At 64.8% G+C, this 15,830-nt stretch carries 20 protein-coding genes and 1 tRNA gene; 13 read left to right on the top strand and 8 right to left on the bottom strand.

All coding sequences use genetic code 11. From position 1 onward, the window contains the following. The coding region (locus KF783_RS15725; RefSeq protein ID WP_294081044.1) for a hypothetical protein at nucleotides 1-264 on the top strand (264 nt) is incomplete at its 5' end. A 115-nt stretch (nucleotides 265-379) separates the two neighbouring features. Continuing rightward, entirely contained in the window at nucleotides 380-1,912 is a 1,533-nt protein-coding gene (locus KF783_RS15720) for a serine/threonine-protein kinase (RefSeq protein WP_294081042.1), read from the top strand. Between the two features lie 319 nt (nucleotides 1,913-2,231). Here the strand turns inward: KF783_RS15720 and KF783_RS15715 are convergent, their stop codons facing one another. Next, a complete protein-coding gene (locus tag KF783_RS15715) occupies nucleotides 2,232-2,507 on the bottom strand; it encodes a helix-turn-helix domain-containing protein (protein ID WP_294081048.1) in 276 nt (91 codons plus the stop codon). 181 nt (nucleotides 2,508-2,688) lie between these two features. Between KF783_RS15715 and KF783_RS15710 the strand changes: the two genes are divergently transcribed. Continuing rightward, nucleotides 2,689-3,402: a hypothetical protein gene (locus KF783_RS15710; RefSeq protein ID WP_294081040.1), complete on the top strand. Its 714-nt coding sequence runs from the start codon at nucleotides 2,689-2,691 to the stop codon at nucleotides 3,400-3,402. Continuing rightward, complete coding sequence (locus KF783_RS15705; RefSeq protein WP_294081038.1) at nucleotides 3,399-4,292, top strand: 3'-5' exonuclease; 894 nt, start codon at nucleotides 3,399-3,401, stop codon at nucleotides 4,290-4,292. Before KF783_RS15710 ends, KF783_RS15705 begins: the two co-directional genes overlap by 4 nt. 157 nt (nucleotides 4,293-4,449) lie before the next feature. Here the strand turns inward: KF783_RS15705 and KF783_RS15700 are convergent, their stop codons facing one another. The 6 genes from KF783_RS15700 to infA all read right to left on the bottom strand — a co-directional run bounded on the left by KF783_RS15700 (nucleotide 4,450) and on the right by infA (nucleotide 7,510). Continuing rightward, nucleotides 4,450-5,040 (bottom strand): hypothetical protein, encoded by a 591-nt coding sequence (locus tag KF783_RS15700; protein ID WP_294081036.1) that lies wholly within the window; start codon nucleotides 5,038-5,040, stop codon nucleotides 4,450-4,452. Nucleotides 5,041-5,336: 296 nt separating this feature from the next. Then, nucleotides 5,337-5,412 (bottom strand) — tRNA-Phe (locus KF783_RS15695). Between the two features lie 53 nt (nucleotides 5,413-5,465). After that, complete coding sequence (gene yacG, locus KF783_RS15690; protein ID WP_294081034.1) at nucleotides 5,466-5,660, bottom strand: DNA gyrase inhibitor YacG; 195 nt, start codon at nucleotides 5,658-5,660, stop codon at nucleotides 5,466-5,468. Continuing rightward, on the bottom strand, nucleotides 5,657-6,583 hold the full coding sequence (locus KF783_RS15685) for a ribonuclease E/G (RefSeq protein ID WP_294081032.1): 927 nt from the start codon (nucleotides 6,581-6,583) through the stop codon (nucleotides 5,657-5,659). The genes yacG and KF783_RS15685 overlap by 4 nt, the downstream gene beginning before the upstream one ends. Further along, entirely contained in the window at nucleotides 6,576-7,145 is a 570-nt protein-coding gene (locus KF783_RS15680) for a nucleoside triphosphate pyrophosphatase (protein ID WP_294081030.1), read from the bottom strand. Before KF783_RS15680 ends, KF783_RS15685 begins: the two co-directional genes overlap by 8 nt. A 119-nt stretch (nucleotides 7,146-7,264) precedes the next feature. Then, nucleotides 7,265-7,510: a translation initiation factor IF-1 gene (gene infA, locus KF783_RS15675; protein ID WP_294081028.1), complete on the bottom strand. Its 246-nt coding sequence runs from the start codon at nucleotides 7,508-7,510 to the stop codon at nucleotides 7,265-7,267. Between the two features lie 155 nt (nucleotides 7,511-7,665). On the opposite strand from infA, the gene KF783_RS15670 reads away from it, so the two are divergent. The 7 genes from KF783_RS15670 to KF783_RS15640 all read left to right on the top strand — a co-directional run bounded on the left by KF783_RS15670 (nucleotide 7,666) and on the right by KF783_RS15640 (nucleotide 11,836). Then, entirely contained in the window at nucleotides 7,666-8,238 is a 573-nt protein-coding gene (locus KF783_RS15670) for a NifU family protein (protein WP_294081027.1), read from the top strand. Continuing rightward, nucleotides 8,238-8,831: a malonic semialdehyde reductase gene (locus tag KF783_RS15665; protein WP_294081025.1), complete on the top strand. Its 594-nt coding sequence runs from the start codon at nucleotides 8,238-8,240 to the stop codon at nucleotides 8,829-8,831. The genes KF783_RS15670 and KF783_RS15665 overlap by 1 nt, the downstream gene beginning before the upstream one ends. Beyond that, the gene (gene tsaB, locus KF783_RS15660) at nucleotides 8,824-9,444 is read left to right on the top strand and encodes a tRNA (adenosine(37)-N6)-threonylcarbamoyltransferase complex dimerization subunit type 1 TsaB (protein WP_294081023.1); all 621 of its coding nucleotides are present in this window, start codon (nucleotides 8,824-8,826) and stop codon (nucleotides 9,442-9,444) included. Before KF783_RS15665 ends, tsaB begins: the two co-directional genes overlap by 8 nt. Then, a complete protein-coding gene (locus KF783_RS15655) occupies nucleotides 9,441-9,917 on the top strand; it encodes a GNAT family N-acetyltransferase (protein ID WP_294081021.1) in 477 nt (158 codons plus the stop codon). The genes tsaB and KF783_RS15655 overlap by 4 nt, the downstream gene beginning before the upstream one ends. Before the next feature lie 111 nt (nucleotides 9,918-10,028). Beyond that, nucleotides 10,029-10,445 carry a MucR family transcriptional regulator gene (locus tag KF783_RS15650; RefSeq protein ID WP_294081019.1) on the top strand — a complete coding sequence of 139 codons (417 nt, stop codon included), beginning with the start codon at nucleotides 10,029-10,031 and terminating at the stop codon, nucleotides 10,443-10,445. 91 nt (nucleotides 10,446-10,536) lie between these two features. Then, nucleotides 10,537-10,959 (top strand): Fur family transcriptional regulator, encoded by a 423-nt coding sequence (locus tag KF783_RS15645; protein ID WP_294081017.1) that lies wholly within the window; start codon nucleotides 10,537-10,539, stop codon nucleotides 10,957-10,959. Next, a complete protein-coding gene (locus KF783_RS15640; protein WP_294081015.1) occupies nucleotides 10,934-11,836 on the top strand; it encodes a lysophospholipid acyltransferase family protein in 903 nt (300 codons plus the stop codon). Before KF783_RS15645 ends, KF783_RS15640 begins: the two co-directional genes overlap by 26 nt. Nucleotides 11,837-11,852: 16 nt before the next feature. Here the strand turns inward: KF783_RS15640 and KF783_RS15635 are convergent, their stop codons facing one another. Beyond that, nucleotides 11,853-12,614, bottom strand: a complete 762-nt coding sequence (locus tag KF783_RS15635) for a L,D-transpeptidase family protein (RefSeq protein WP_294081014.1) — start codon at nucleotides 12,612-12,614, stop codon at nucleotides 11,853-11,855. Nucleotides 12,615-12,868: 254 nt separating this feature from the next. Between KF783_RS15635 and KF783_RS15630 the strand changes: the two genes are divergently transcribed. After that, entirely contained in the window at nucleotides 12,869-13,576 is a 708-nt protein-coding gene (locus tag KF783_RS15630) for a murein L,D-transpeptidase catalytic domain family protein (RefSeq protein WP_294081012.1), read from the top strand. Between the two features lie 79 nt (nucleotides 13,577-13,655). Continuing rightward, nucleotides 13,656-15,701 (top strand): NAD(+) synthase, encoded by a 2,046-nt coding sequence (locus KF783_RS15625; protein WP_294081010.1) that lies wholly within the window; start codon nucleotides 13,656-13,658, stop codon nucleotides 15,699-15,701. The last annotated feature ends 129 nt before the right edge of the window (nucleotides 15,702-15,830 follow it).

Genomic DNA, 15,830 nt, shown 5'->3' with positions numbered 1-15,830 from the left:
TTCGTCGTTGATCTGGCTAGCGTGGTCAGCGGGTTCGATCATTCGCCTGAAGCTGGCACGCTGTTCAGGACGCCAGCCGGCATGGGCATCGTGGCGACTGTTGATCATGGAGAGTGCGGCGTGCTGCTCGATGGCACCATGGTCGAGGTCGATTACAGCCAGTTCGCTGGTTTCAGGCATTGGCGCATCGAACTGAATGGACCGGGCGAAGACCCTCATGTCCTTTTCACTTATCGGCACTCGAGCTTCACTGAAAATCGCTGAAAACAGGAGTGCAGGTGCGCAGATGAACTGACGGAAAACTGGTTCGTCATTTCCCGGCTATCCAGCGTTGTGGAAATCTCAACCCCTCGGATACGCTGCGCGCCCTGGAGGGGCAATGCCGACGATTCGACTCAACGATGCGGAATGGACTTACGACGAAACAGCGCCGCTCGGACCGGCGGGAGGGTTCGGTGAAGTTTTCCGGGGCAAAGGTGCAGCCGGCCCTGTGGCCGTCAAACGCCTGAAGCTAACGGCCAGTGCCGCCGCTCACCGAGAAATGAACATTGGCCAGGCGCTTTCCGGTCGAAGCTTGAGCCACGTCGTCCCTGTGCTCGACTATGGGCAGGATGCTGGATCGGACAGCTACTTCCTCGTCATGCCGATCTGCGACCGCAGCCTTCAGGATGAGATTGCCGCCAAGGGTGTTCTGACTTTGGCCGAGGCTCGGACAGTCGCCTTGGATGTGCTGGCGGGTCTTCGCGAAGTCGGCGATATTGTCCACCGCGACCTGAAGCCTGGAAACGTCCTTTATTTCGAGGGCACGTGGCGTTTGGCTGATTTCGGCATTGCCAAGTTCGTCGAAGACAGCACGTCGCTGCGCACTCTTCGCGGTAGCCTGACCCCTGCATATGGCGCTCCGGAACAATGGAATAGCGAAGCGCCTTCGCGCATGACGGATGTCTATGCGCTGGGCTGCATGTTTCACACGATGCTGACTGGCTCGCCGCCCTTCACTGGTTCGAGAGATGAGATTCGTGAAGCGCACCTGCATCAACCGCCCCCCGCACTTGGCGTGGACACTCTCCTATCCGCATTCGTCGGGCAGATGCTGAGAAAAACACCAGCGGCCCGTCCCACGATCGAGCGGTGCATCGAAGTGATTGGCAGCGTTGAAACAGCACGCACGCGCCCCGCCCATACGGGGCTGCTCGCGGCCGCAGGACAAGTTTCCAGAGAGGCAGCAGCAGCCGAAGCAGCAGCGCAAGCCGCCGCGACGGTGGAGCGCCAACGGCAGCAGCTGGTCCGGGAGGCGACTTCAGAACTCGACGCAATCATCAAACGCTTGTTCGATGAGATCACGGAAGCCTCCGAGGAGGCCCGCGTTGCCAAAGACTCCATTCGGCTCGGTCGAGGAACGCTTGTTTTTGGTTACGCCACCGCCGTGAACCGCCCTGCGCAGCGAGATGCATATGGTCAGGCACCAGCGTGGGAAATTGCCGCGAGTGCGACTCTTTCTGTCACCCGCGCTGCCATTGTCCGCCCAGCACGAACGCCCGCAGACGTCCCGATCATGTATGTCGGACGCGCGACGCCCGATGACCGGGATTACAAATGGAGCGCCACGCTGTTCTACGGAAAGTCCCTAGAGGATCCAAACTACCGTTGGCGGGAGACTGCCTTCTGGCGTTTCGCAAGAAGCCGTGATGGTCAGGATGAGCCTTATGCTCTTCAGCCCGATGACCGAGATTTTCAGGTGGCGTTCTCGAATACCATGGGAGTCGCTAGCACAGCATACGGGCCGCTACCGATCGACGGCGAGGACGAGGACACCTTCCAGCATCGTTGGTTGACCTTGTTCACCAAGGCTGTGACGGGCGAGCTGAACCGTCCAGGCCAGATGCCAGTGCCCGATCACTATCTCAGGTGATTGGCTGAGCTAGTTTCCGCTCTGCTCTATGGTGCTCGCATCGCCGAGCCTGGTGACCCTCGACTACGGCGGGGCGTCGTCGACTGCGCGCTCGATACGTAGGTGCCCAACTGTCGCCGCGCGGGATGCAAGCACCGGTTCCGACCTCACTTACGCCCGGCTGAAAAGCCGATATGGGTCCTAGGAACCGCGAGGTCTCGCCTGCCCGGCAATTTGTGCGGTCGACGAGATCCTCGACATACGTCCGATTGATGGGCCTTTAGGGCCGCGGGCGCCTCACGTTACGACTGCGCTTGATCTAGATCCGGCATTCGAAAAGCTAGGATAGGCGGCAATCGTTTTTCAGGAACCGCACGAGTTCGTCGATCGCCTGTCGTCTCGCGCGCGACGTGACGACGCGGCCGGTCTTCACCGATTCTATGAGGCTCGCTCGGCTCAAGATCGCCAGGTGTGACGTGAGATTGTTAATAGGGAGACCTAGCTTCCGTGCGATCTCGCCCGAGGACAGGCCGGCATCGCCCGCCTCCGCCAGGAGCCTGAACACGGCAAGCCTGGTCGGCTGAGCCAAAGCGCTCATGGCTGCAATCGCGTTCATGTCGTCCACCTCCTGAATCTAAGGGTCACGCGGACCAATCACAACCAGAACCGTAACCATTCACTACAATACTACAAGAACTATTGTAGTGTTATAGGAGGCATACCATATGGTCAGTTACCGCGGTGGACGTCGCCACGCTGCGGAGCTTCGAAAAGGGTTGGGCGACCGGAGAACGAAGATGTTCCAGACTGCCACGGCCAATTTGAAGAGCCGCATCAACGTTTCGGTTGCGCCAGCGATCGTTTGCGATCCGCTCGATGAGGACGTCGAGAGCGATGCCACCTACCTGGTTTCCGAGCGCAGCCTCGTTCGCCTCGCCCTTGTCGCAAGCGAGGTCGGCGCGCGTTTCCAGCGGGACGGAGTAAAGCACGATCCCATGGCATGGATGCTTGCGCCTCGCCGGATGTTCGCCGGCCGGCCGGCGATTACCGCCTGCCTCGACCTGGAGGATTGCACGCGTGCCATCCTCTTGCACGGGCTGTCGCTGGGGCTCGACGCGGCCCCTGAGGATCTGGATGCTCTGGCGGCGGACGACGCTTCCGATGACAACGTTGTAGTTCCGTGGGCCGTCGGGGACGAAGGCACCGATCCTTCGCACCGCCGGCTCTACACCGCTACCTATGTGGAGCGCACGGATTTGGGGACCAAGCACGCGTTCAGCGCCGTCATGGCACAAAGCGAGCACGCGGCGTCCCGACAGATCGCTGCTCGCATTGCCTTCGACGATGTTCACAGCCTGAATTTGATCGAGGGCTTCGATGCCGCGCTCCCGTTGGTGAATGCCCTTGTGTCCCCCAAGATGGCGCAGATGCTCGAGCAGATCGCCGCAGACCCGGGCAGCCCGCTCGCAGACGGGCTGGAGGTCGTTATCGAGCAGCGGCTCGCGGCATGAATGTCGATGCCCTGATCGGGGTGCCCGTGCGAGCTTCAGTGCTTGCACGGGCGCTCGCGCGCCACGACGGTTATCGTGTGCTCGAGCGGATGGCGCCGATGGACCGCAACCGGCGCGGCGGGACGAGCGGCTTCGCCTTCTCGGGTTGTGCCATCGACGTCGAGACGACTGGGCTGCATCCTGAACGTCACAAGATCATCGAGCTCGCGATGCAGCGCTTCTGGGCGGACGATCTCGGGCGCATCATCGTGACAGGGAAACCCCAATCTTGGTTCGAGGACCCTGGCGAGCCGATCGATGAAGGCGTGACGCGGCTGACCGGCATCACCGATGCGGATGTCGCGGGCAAGCGGATCTTCGATCCGGTTGCTACCTCGCTGATTCGGGACGCTGACTTTGTCGTGGCGCACAATGCGGCCTTCGACCGCAAGTTTCTCGAGCAGCGTCTGCCCGACATTGTCGGAAAGCCTTGGGTGTGCACGCTCAACGACGTCGACTGGCGAGGACTTGGGTTTGAGGGCCGCGTGCTCTCGCACCTGCTCTCTCAAATGGGATGGTTCTTCGAAGCACATCGTGCGCAGTCGGACGTCACGGCGCTCCTTCACCTCCTCGATCATCCGCTAGATCAAGGCGGAACGGTGCTGCGATCGGCTGTGCGGCGAGCGTCTCAGGCCACATGGGCGATCGAGGCTGTCGGTGCCCCTTTCTCGGCGAAGGACCTGTTGCGCGGACGCGGCTATCGCTGGGATTCCGAGGCCAAGCTTTGGTCCCGCGAGGTGACAGACGACGTCCTCGACGCGGAACTCGAATGGATTGGCCTTGAGATTTACGGTGGCTTGGCAGCACCCCGCGTGCGGGAGGTCACTTGGGCCAGTAGATACGGTGCTTGAAGCGGCGGGGAGCCGTTTCCCGCGGTCCTCACTCCTCAGCCCGCAAACTCTCGCACGAAATGGCTGTCACTCTTCCACTATCCTCCGGTCCTCCTTGACCCTCTGGGCAGCCGGCGCGCTCGGCGCATCGAGCTGCCCAGAAGCTATTCTAGCCAACTCAGGCAGCAAGGGCCCGCTTCAAGGGACCGATAATCTTGCTATCTACATAAAGGCCGAATTCCTCGGCATCTGCCGCATCATGGTGGAACGTGTCGATCTCGCCGTCATCGCCAGGCTGCGTGATGGTGATATCGAAGTAGACTTCTCCGTCGCGATTAGGGTGCGAAGCCAGGACAGGCAGTTCGGTAATAGAAACCAGGTCTAGTTGGATGCCTTCGAGACGCGCTCCTGCCAGCTTCGTTTCGATCATCGACTTGAGCTCCGCCTTCCTCTTTTCATGAACGAGGCTGTCGTTGATCAGCTGTCTGGCGGCTGCGTAGATGGTCAGGGCGAACGCGTGTGGGTCCAAGTCGGATCGATCCCTGCTCTCGACGAAGTCCCCATAGACAGGGATACGCAGTCCGCCCCGGGTGCAGACGGTGCAGGTTGCAACGAAGCTCGCCGCCCCGCCGCTGAGTCGTCGTATCTCGGAGATGGTGAATGCGCATTCATCCGAGAAATACTCACGCATCCCATCCTTCTCGGCAAGGTTAAGGACCTTTGCCCGGGCAGCTTCAAGTTTCCCGAAAATCTCAAACTCACGATTCATTTTCACATCTCCAGTGATTGCACCTCGCTTCGATCATCATCAATGGATGCGCTGATCTTGCCAGGTCGCTAACGAGCGGCTGGATTCCGCTCTTAACTAGAGATTCGCTGCCTCAACGTGCTTCGCGATACAAACGACAGCGGAAGTGGATCGACAGACGCGCCGCTGAATTCGACTCAGCGTTAGGTCCAGAACTTCGCAGAGCTAAGATCGCAGTCCGTTAACGTGCGCAGTGGCATCGTAACCGTGCCTAGCAACGCCCGTAACCGTGCGCGATTACGAATAATCCGGGAAAATGGTGCCCGGGGACGGAATCGAACCGCCGACACTGCGATTTTCAGTCGCATGCTCTACCAACTGAGCTACCCGGGCGCGACCGGCGATCGCCGGTGGCTGGTCTCCGGCGATCGCCGGAAGGCGCGCTCTTAGTCGGGGCCATCGCCCCTGTCCAGCCCGCTTTGCGCGCCGGTCGCATCATCGGGGTCGATCGACGCGCCGGGCAGGCGATATCCCTCGCCCAGCCATTGCAGCAGGTCGCGGTCCTTGCACCCGCGGCTACAAAATGGCTTGAACGCCGGGTCGGCGGGCTTGTCGCAGATCGGGCAGTCGTCGCGCTTCATCTTCGTTCCACAAATTGCGTGCGCCCGCCGGTGCGTCGGTGAAGCTCCTCGACCCATTCGGGCGAACGCGCCAGCCGCCGCAGCAGCGGTGCGGACATCATATGGGTATCGGGCGCGGGTGGGGGAACCCGCTCGATCCGGCGCAGTTCGGCGCGCAGTTCGGCGCCGGCCGGATCGGCGGCGATCAGTTCGGGGATGGACGCGCGGGTGCGGCGCCGGATGATCTGCATGAACCCGAAACCGTTGAGCGCAGTCCGCTCGAACGGCTGCGGCAGCGCGGCGTCGATCGCATCCGCCACCGCCTGTCGCGCACCGCGTCCCGAAAGCGTGGGGAAGTCGATCCCGATCGACCCACCGATATCGTGCCGGACGATCGCCCGGGCGGCCGCGCCCGCCGCCGCAACGGCCAGCTGATCGACCGGCAGCGATCCATCGACATCGAAGACCGTCATCGCCGGCGTCACCGCCATGCGCAGCGCCCCGCCGGCAAAGGCGATTTCGCCGGTTCGCGCTTCCTCGATCACCTCCGACCAGCCCAGCTCCTCGAACCGGTCGGTCTCATGGGGGTGACAGATCCGGATCGGCAGCGCGGTCGATCGCATCCGCGTCAAAAGGTCGGGACCGGCCACCGGCGCGTCGGTCGAGGCGGTCGCGCGCGCCAGCTTGGCGCGGCCCGGCTCCGGAATCGCCTCGCGGTTGATGCGGACGGTCAGTTCCGCGCCCTCGCTGACCCTGGCGGGTCCGTCGAGCAGCGCCTCGCCGCCCCCGGCCAGCTCGACCCGGCGCTCGGCCCGCAGCCGCCCCCTGGTCACGGTGCCGGCACGCAGCCCCGGCAGTTCGACCCGCGCCTCGATCAACCGGCCGGACTCGATCAGGATCGCCCGCGCCTCGCCGATCCCGTCCTCATACAGCCATTCAGCCAAGGGGATATCCCGCGCCCTCGAGCAGCGCGCGCGTTTCGAACAGCGGCAGCCCGACCACGCCCGAATGCGAACCGGACAGGAACCGCACCCATGCCTCGGCCCGCCCCTGGATCGCATAGCCGCCGGCCTTGCCCATCCCTTCGCCGCGCGCGACATAGGCGTCGATCTCGCGCGCGCTCAGCCGCTTGAAAGCGACCACCGTGTCGCTAAGCCGCGTGCGCAGCATGTCATCCACGCCGATGAGGCAGACCGCCGACAGGCAATGGTGCCGGCGACCGGAGAGCAGCGCCAGCATCGCGCGCAGATCGGCCTCGTCGGCGGGCTTGCCCAGAATGCGGCGGCCGACGGCGATGGTGGTATCGCCCGCCAGCACGATCTCATCCCCGGCGCGCGCCACCGCGCGCGCCTTTGCCGCGGCAACGCGCTGCACATAGACGCGGGGAAGCTCGCCCGCCTGCGGATCCTCATCGATGTCGGGCGCGGCGATCCTGTCCGGCACGACGCCGATCCGCGCGAGCAGGTCGCGACGGCGTGGCGATGTCGATGCCAGGACGAGCTTCATGATCGGCTTGCTATGCGGTTCCCGCGTGGATGCGGGCGCGGCCACCGATCTGATCCTGCCGTTGAGCGGCCGGGTGGGGGAGCGGGCCGCAACCGCATCCGCGTGTGCGGATCAAACGATCAGGACGGCCCGGGGCCGCCGCGGCCGGGCATGAAGCGATAGGTGATGCGCCCCTTGGTCAGGTCATAGGGCGTCAGTTCGACAAGCACTTCGTCGCCCACCAGCACGCGAATGCGGTTCTTGCGCATCTTGCCGGCGGTATGGCCCAGAATCTCGTGATCATTCTCAAGCCGCACGCGGAACATCGCGTTGGGGAGAAGCTCCACCACGCGGCCGCGCATTTCAAGCAGTTCTTCCTTTGCCAAACAAACCTCTTGCAACGGATCAGAAAAAGTTGCCGCGCCTTACCCTTCCTTCGGCGAAAAGGGAAGCGTGCCGTGGCGGGCGCGGCCATGCGGGGCAACGTTGCGTTTCCGCGCCACCGCTTGATGCGTCGCGGCTTTGGCCCCAAATGGGCGCCATGCTGATCGAAACCGAAGCCACGCCCAACCCGGCGACCCTCAAATTCCTGCCCGGCCGCGCGGTCATGGAGGGCGGCACCCGCGATTTCGCCACCCCCGAAGAGGCCGAGGCTTCGCCCCTGGCACAGGCATTGTTCGACCTGGGCGACGTGACCGGCGTGTTCTTTGGCGCCGACTTCATCTCGGTCACCGCCGCGCCGGGCATCGACTGGGCGGGTCTCAAGCCCGACGTGCTGGCCATCCTGCTCGATCATTTCAGCGCGAACATGCCGCTGTTCCGCGCCGGCAGCGCGAGCTTTTCGGTTCCGCCGGCCGATAGCGGCTTCACCGACGACCCCGCCGATGCCGACATCGTCGCCCAGATACGCGATCTGATCGACACCAGGGTGCGGCCCGCGGTCGCCAATGACGGCGGCGACATCGTCTATCGCGGATTCGACAAGGGGAAGGTCTATCTTCAGATGCAGGGCGCCTGTTCGGGCTGCCCCTCCTCCACCGCCACGCTCAAGAACGGGATCGAACAATTGCTCAAACACTATGTCCCCGAAGTCACCGAAGTGAGAGCCGTCTGATGGGACAACCGATCAGCGACGCCGCGCTCGACACGCTGTTCCGCACCGCCCGTACCGCCAATGGCTATACGGGCGATCCGGTGAGCGAGCAGGACATCCGCGCCATCTATGACCTGGTCAAGATGGGGCCGACCTCCGCCAATCAGCAGCCGGCCCGGTTCGTCTGGCTGCTGGGCGATGCCGGCAAGGAACGCCTCGCCGCATTGTCGAGCGGCAGCAACGGCGCAAAGATCCGCGCGGCGCCGGCGGCGGTCGTGATCGGCATGGACCTGGAATTCCGCCAGCACCTGCCCTGGCTGTTCCCTCACGCTCCGGATGCCAAGGACTGGTTCGGCAGCGAGGAAGCGCGCTATACTCATGCCTTCCGCAATTCGTCGCTTCAGGGCGCCTATTTCATCTTCGCCGCGCGCGCGCTCGGCTTCGATGTCGGGCCGATGTCGGGGTTCGACAATGCGAAGGTCGATGCCGAATTCTTTGGCGACCAGCCGAGCGTAAAGTCGAACTTCATCGCCACCTTCGGCCATGCCGATCCGTCGACGATCTTCGAACGCCTCCCCCGACCCGAGTTCGATCAGTTCAACACGCTTGCCTGACACGCTCGTCATCGAAACCGCGACCACGGCCTGCTCCGTCGCGCTGATCCGCGGCGGTGCGGTCGTGGCGCAGCGGCATGAGGTGGTCGGGCGCGGCCATGCCGAGCGGCTGATCCCGATGATCGCGGAATTGCCCGATGGCGGGCGCGCCGCGCGCATCCTGGTCGATTGCGGTCCGGGAAGCTTCACCGGGATTCGCGTCGGCATCGCGGCGGCGCGCGGACTGGCGCTGGGATGGGGTGCGCAAGCGGCGGGTTTCTCCTCGCTGGCGCTGCTCGCCGCCGCCGCGTTCCATGACGATCCGGCGCTCGACGCGCTTGCGGTGGTGATCGAGGGCGGACATGGTGAGGTGTTCATGCAGGGCTTTACCCGTCCCCTGGCGCAGGCCGGCCCCTTCGCGTCGCTGACGCCCGACGCCGCGTTCGCCGCACTGGCCGGCCGTGTGGCGATCGGCAATGCCGTCCATCGGCTCGCGGCGCTGGACCCGGGCCTCGACACGCGTGAAGCGCTGCCGCGCGCCGCCGATGCCGTATCGCTGCCGTCATCCTTCACCGGCCTCCCGCCGCGCCCGATCTATGGCCGCGCGCCCGACGCCAAACCGCTTCCCGCATGAGCGGCGCGCCCCCGTTGGTCGAGGTCGTTCACGGCACCCCGGCCGACCTCGCCCATGTCAATGCGATCATGGCCGAAGCGTTCGACCCGCGGTTCGGCGAAGCATGGACCCCCAGCCAGGTGCTCGGCATGGTCGCGCTTCCCGGGGTGTGGGTTTCGATCGCCTGGGCGGGGGGACAGCCGGCGGGGTTCGCGCTCGCACGCGCGGTGGCGGACGAGAGCGAATTGCTGCTGCTGGCGATCCGGCCCACGATGCGGCGGCGGGGGATCGGCACGGTCCTGCTCCGCAGCATCATCGAAGACGCGCGCGATCGTGCGGTCGAACGACTTCATCTTGAGGTCCGCGCCAATAATCCGGCGATCCATCTCTATCGCGCAATGGGGTTCGACAAAGTCGGTGAACGCCGCGATTACTATCGCGGGCGTGACGGAAATCTGTTCGACGCACACAGCTTGTCGATTCGGGTAGATTGAAATCACGTTTTTTCAGTGCGGGCGTCTTGCATTCATCGACGTTCAAGCCGATAGGCCCCGAAAGCGGTGCGTGCTGTGTTCGCCGCATTCTGAAATTCGAAAGGATCGACCATGGACTCCCCCAACGACATGCAGGAAACGCTGGTCACGCTGACTGCGGATATTGTCGCCGCGCATGTCAGCAACAATAGCGTTGCGGTGTCGGATCTTCCGCTGCTGATTTCCAACGTCCATGGTGCGCTTGCCGGACTTGGCGGCGCCACGCCCGAGCCGGAACAGAAGAAGCAGGAACCGGCGGTATCGATCCGTTCGTCGATCAAGCCCGACTATATCGTCTGCCTGGAAGACGGGAAGAAGCTCAAGATGCTCAAGCGGCATCTGATGACCCATTATCAGATGACCCCCGACCAGTATCGCGCCAAGTGGAACCTGCCCGCCGACTATCCGATGGTCGCGCCGAACTATGCCGAGCAGCGTCGTAGCCTGGCCAAGAAGATCGGCCTCGGCACCAAGCGCCGCAAGCGCTGACCGGTTCGCCCGGCGCGCCACCAGCCGCGCGCCGGGCGCCCCCCCATTTCCGGGCCTTCCCGGCAGGGGGCTTTGCGGCTACATCCCGAACATGCCTCAGAAGATCGACCTCGAAGCGCTGTGCCATGAAAAGGGGCTGCGCATCACCGAACAGCGCAAGGTGATCGCGCGCGTCCTGTCAGAGGCCGAAGATCATCCCGATGTCGAAAAGGTCTATGCCCGCGCGTCGGCGATCGATCCGGGCATCTCGATCGCGACCGTCTATCGCACCGTCCGGCTGTTCGAAGAGGCGGGCATTCTCGACCGGCATGATTTCGGCGACGGTCGGGCGCGCTACGAACCTTCGCCCGAAGCGCATCATGATCACCTGATCGATGTCGAAACCGGCAAGGTGATCGAATTCGTCGATCCCGAACTGGAACTGCTCCAGAAACAGATCGCCGAGCGGCTGGGCTTTCGCCTCGTGGATCATCGCATGGAACTCTACGGTGTCGCCCTCGACCGCAAGAACTGACGGCGACAGCGCCCCGCTGACCGGTCAGGCACGGCGCGACGCGATCGCGCGCGGCGTCGCCTTTCCGATTTCTCCGCTCGGCTGGATCCGGCTCGTCGGCCGCTTCACCCTGTTGCTGGTGATGGCGCTCAGCTTCGCGATGCTCCATTATGTGTGGCGCTTCTTTGGCGCGGAGCCGCCATGGACGCGCCGGATCCTCGCCGCCGGGGCGTGGATCGTCGGCGCCCGCGTCACCCGCGTCGGCACGCCGCTCCAGAACGACGTGTTCACCGTCTCCAATCATCTCAGCTGGATCGACATCATGGCGCTGGGCGGGGCGAGCGGCACGTCGTTCGTGGCCAAGGCGGAGCTGGCGACGGCGCCGATCGTCGGATGGCTCTCGACGCTGCACCGCTCGGTCTATGTGAAGCGCGAGGACCGGTTCGGCGTCGCCGACCAGATCGACCGGTTGCGCGCCGCGATCGGCACCCGGTGGAAGATCGCGGTGTTTCCCGAAGGCACCACCACCGACGGCCATTCGCTGCTTCAGTTCAAGACGCCCCTGCTGCGGGTCCTCGAACCGCCCCCGCCCGGCGTGATGGTGCAGCCGGTGATGATCGATTATGGCGCGGCGGCCGAAGAGATTGCGTGGATCGGCGACGAGACGGGCCTCAACAATGCCAAGCGCATCCTGTCGCGCCCCGGCACCTTTGCGATCCGGGTCCATTTTCTCGACCCGTTCGATCCGCGCGACTTCCCGGGGCGCAAGGCGATCGCTGCGGAAAGCCGCCGCAGGATCGAGGCGGCGCTGGTCGCCGCGCTCGGCAAGCCGCTGCGCCCGTTCGCATGGATGATCGCGCCCGTGCGGTACGAACCCCTGCCGCCGACCGAAGGCTGAACGCCGCCGCGCCGGTTCAGCGGCGGCGGCGCACCTTTTGCACCACCGGCTCCATCGGCGCGAAGACGACGCCCGATTCGCTCACGCCCTCACGCTGCTCGACCGCCGGGATGATGACGTCGTTGCTCGCCGTCACCACGTCGAAATCGCCGGTGCGCAACGCAGCCAGATCGGCGCGCAGGAACGGCGGATCGACGCGCTTTGCCACCTGCTCCCCCGGCACCCGCGGCACGCCGCGGCGCACCCGCGGATCGGCGATCTCATAGGTCACGACCGACACCGGGGTTCCCATCTCGGTCACCTCGTACAGCCTGCGGGCGAACTCCTTGGGAAAGCGGATGCACCCGTGCGAGGCGGGATAGCCCGGCAGATGCCCCGCGTGCAGCGCGATCCCGTCCCAGGTCAGCCGCTGCATATAGGGCATCGGCGCGTTGCTGTAGATGTTGGAGCGGTGGAACACCTTCTTTTGCAGGATGGTGAACTCGCCCGGCGGCGTCCCCTTGCCCGGCCTGCCGGTCGATACGGTGGAGGCGGCGATCAACACACCGTCGCGATACACATAGGCGACCTGCGCGGGCAGGCTGACGATGATCGAAACCGTGCCGGTGCCGCCGGCGCGCTGATAACCCGCCTCTTCGATCCAGGTCCACTGGCCGTTGCGCAGCAGCACCTCGCTCGCGTCGGCGCTCGACACCTGCTGTGCGCCAACCGGCGCCGTCACGCCCAGAGCGCCCGCCACCAGCGCGACCGTCCATGCCCGTTTCGTGCGTCGAATCATGTGGGTATTCCATCCCCGCCGCGGCGCGTTCTGCCTCATCATGTATGGTTAACGCGGCGATTGGCAAGTTGGTGCCATCTGCGAAACGATCTTTCATCGATTCGCGTGTCCGATCCGCAACGGGACGATTGTTCGACAAGCCGCTCCACCCGCGCGACAAATCGCGCGCCGGACGGGAACTTGTTCAGGCGAATCGCGCGAAACTTCTGTTATATTGCCGGTCTGGGCGGATTTTGTGGGGGCGCAGAGGACGCATGAAGAATCTGATCGAAGGTGCGCCGTCGCGGCGCGCATTTCTGAAGAACGCCGCGGCGATCGCCGGGACGGGGATCATCGCCGGCTGCGCATCGCGCACCGTCACCACGGCGGCGCTGCCGCCGGCAAGCGCCCCGCCACCCATCGCGGTCCCGGTCATCGAACCGGTGGTTCGCACCGCCTCTGCCCCGCGCGGCGTCCGGCCCGAACTGTTCCAGCGCGCGATGGCGGCGCTCGAACGGCATGGCAGCCGGATCCGCCAGCAGGACCGGATCGCGATCGCCGATTTTTCGATGCCGTCCTCGCGCCTGCGCTTCCATTTCGTCGATCTGCACAACGGCGCGACCCGCTCGCTGCTCGTCTCGCACGGGGTCGGCTCCGATCCGGCGCACACCGGTATGCTGCAACGCTTCTCGAACGAGGTCGGATCGGAAGCGACCTGCGAGGGCGCGTTCCTCGCCTCCAACTATTATGTCGGCAAGCATCAGCTGTCGCAGCGGCTGGTCGGCCTCGATCCCACCAACAACAACGCGCTCGACCGGGCGATCGTGATCCATGGCGCCTGGTACGCCAATCCCGACATGATCGCGAAACACGGCAAGCTCGGCCGGAGCCAGGGCTGTTTCGCGGTGGGTGAGGCGGATCTGGACCAGGTCTTCACCCTGTTGGGCGAAGGCCGGATGGTCTACGCCGAAAAGACCGCCTGACCGCGAGCGGTGGCGCACCGCCGCCGGACCCGCTAAGCCCGCGCATTAGTGCGGAACAGGGTTCGAATACGGGCGGATAATGGCGAAGCATCCTTTCTACTCGATCCATTCGCACGGCATGGTGCGGGTCGGCGCCTGCACCCCGCATGCGAGTGTCGGCGACATCGCCGCCAACACCGCCTCGCATATCGCACTGGCGCAGCGTGGCGACGCGGCGGGCGCGGACCTGCTGCTGTTTCCCGAACTCGGCATCACCGGCTATGCGCTCGACGACCTGCATTTGCAGGATGCGGTGCTGCGCGCCACGCGGGACGGGCTGGCGCGGCTGATCGACGCCAGCGCGAAGCTGCGCCCGCTGCTGATCGTCGGCGCCGCGCTGGAGCGGAACGGGCGCCTGTACAATTGCGCGGTGGCGATCGCACGCGGCCGCGTGCTCGGGGTCGTGCCGAAAAGCTATTTTCCCAACTATCGCGAATATTATGAAAAACGCTGGTTCGCCTCGGGCATCGGCCTGTCCGGCGACATCGAACTGGCGGGCCAGACCGCGCCATTCGGGCCGGACCTGATCTTTGCCGCCGACGATGTTTCCGATTTCGTCGTACATGCGGAAATCTGTGAGGATTTCTGGGGGCCCCTGCCCCCCTCGACCTTCGGCGCGATGGCGGGGGCGCTGATCCTGTGCAACCTTTCCGCCTCGAACATCGTGATCGGCAAGGCGCGCGAGCGGGCGCTGCTGTGCGCCGCGCAATCGATGCGCACCGCTTCGGCCTATATCTTCTCCGCCTCGGGTCCCGGCGAAAGCACCACCGACCTCGCCTGGGACGGTCAGAGCCTGATCTATGAACTGGGCGACGAACTCGTCGCGTCGAGCCGGTTCGATCTGGACGAGGAACTGGTCACCGCCGACATCGATCTTGGCCGCATCCGGCAGGAACGGATGCGCTTTGGCACGTTCAACGACAATGCCGCCGCCTCCGGCCATCCCGAGCGCCGGTTCCGCCGCATCGGCTTTCGCCACCAGCCGGGCCATGCCGATATCGGCCTGCACCGCGCGGTGCGCCGCTTCCCCTTCGTCCCCGACACGCCGGAAAAGCTCGACGAGGATTGTTACGAGGCGTTCAACATCCAGGTCGAGGGACTGCGCAAGCGGATCGCCGCGACCGGTCTCGACCGGCTGGTGATCGGCATTTCCGGCGGCCTCGATTCGACCCATGCGCTGATCGTCGCGGCCAAGGCGATGGACCGGCTGGGGCTGCCGCGCGGCAACATCCTGGGCTACACCATGCCCGGCTTCGCGACCGGGGAGGCAAGCAAGGCCAATGCCTGGGCGCTGATGCGCGCGCTGGGGATCACGGGGGACGAGATCGACATCCGCCCCGCCGCGCGCCAGATGCTCACCGATATGGGCCACCCCTTCGCCGATGGGGAGCCGGTCTATGACGTGACGTTCGAAAATGTGCAGGCGGGCCTGCGCACCGACTATCTCTTTCGCCTCGCCAATCAGCGTGGCGGCTTCGTCATCGGCACCGGCGACCTGTCCGAACTCGCCCTGGGATGGTGTACCTATGGCGTCGGCGACCAGATGTCGCATTATGCCGTCAACGCCGGCGTACCCAAGACGCTGATCCAGTTCCTGATCCGCTGGTGCGTCGCCACCGGCCAGTTCGACGGCGACACGGATCGCGTGCTCGACGCGATCCTCGCCCAGGAGATTTCGCCCGAACTGGTGCCGGCCGATGCCACCGGCGGCATGCAGAGCACCGAAGCGAAGATCGGCCCCTATCCGCTCAACGATTTCTTCCTCCATTATGTCGTGCGCCACGGCCTCGCGCCGTCAAAGGTGGCGTTTCTTGCCTGGCATGCATGGCACGATGCGGCATCGGGCGAATGGCCGCTCGGCCTTCCGGCCGACAAGCGCATGGCATATGACCTGCCGGCCATCCGCCACTGGCTTGAGAAGTTCCTGATCCGCTTCTTCGCGCAGAGCCAGTTCAAGCGCAGCGCGATCCCCAACGGCCCCAAAGTGTCGTCGGGCGGCGCCCTGTCCCCGCGCGGCGACTGGCGCGCGCCATCCGACGCGGTCGCCACCCCCTGGCTGGACGAGCTGGCGGCGAACCTTCCCTAAGGGCCTTCGACACGTCGCGCCGATCACCGGCCCGAGCGCACAGCACAGCCGCAGAGTAACTCACGCCTGCTTCGCGCCGCATGCAGTTCGCACCATTCCAGGACTCATCTGCCGATCCCGAAATCGGCC

The organism is Sphingomonas sp. (assembly GCF_019635455.1).
In the GTDB taxonomy this organism is placed as follows: domain Bacteria; phylum Pseudomonadota; class Alphaproteobacteria; order Sphingomonadales; family Sphingomonadaceae; genus Sphingomonas.
Note: the sequence above shows the minus strand (reverse complement) of the source record. Positions and strands in the feature narration are given on the sequence as shown.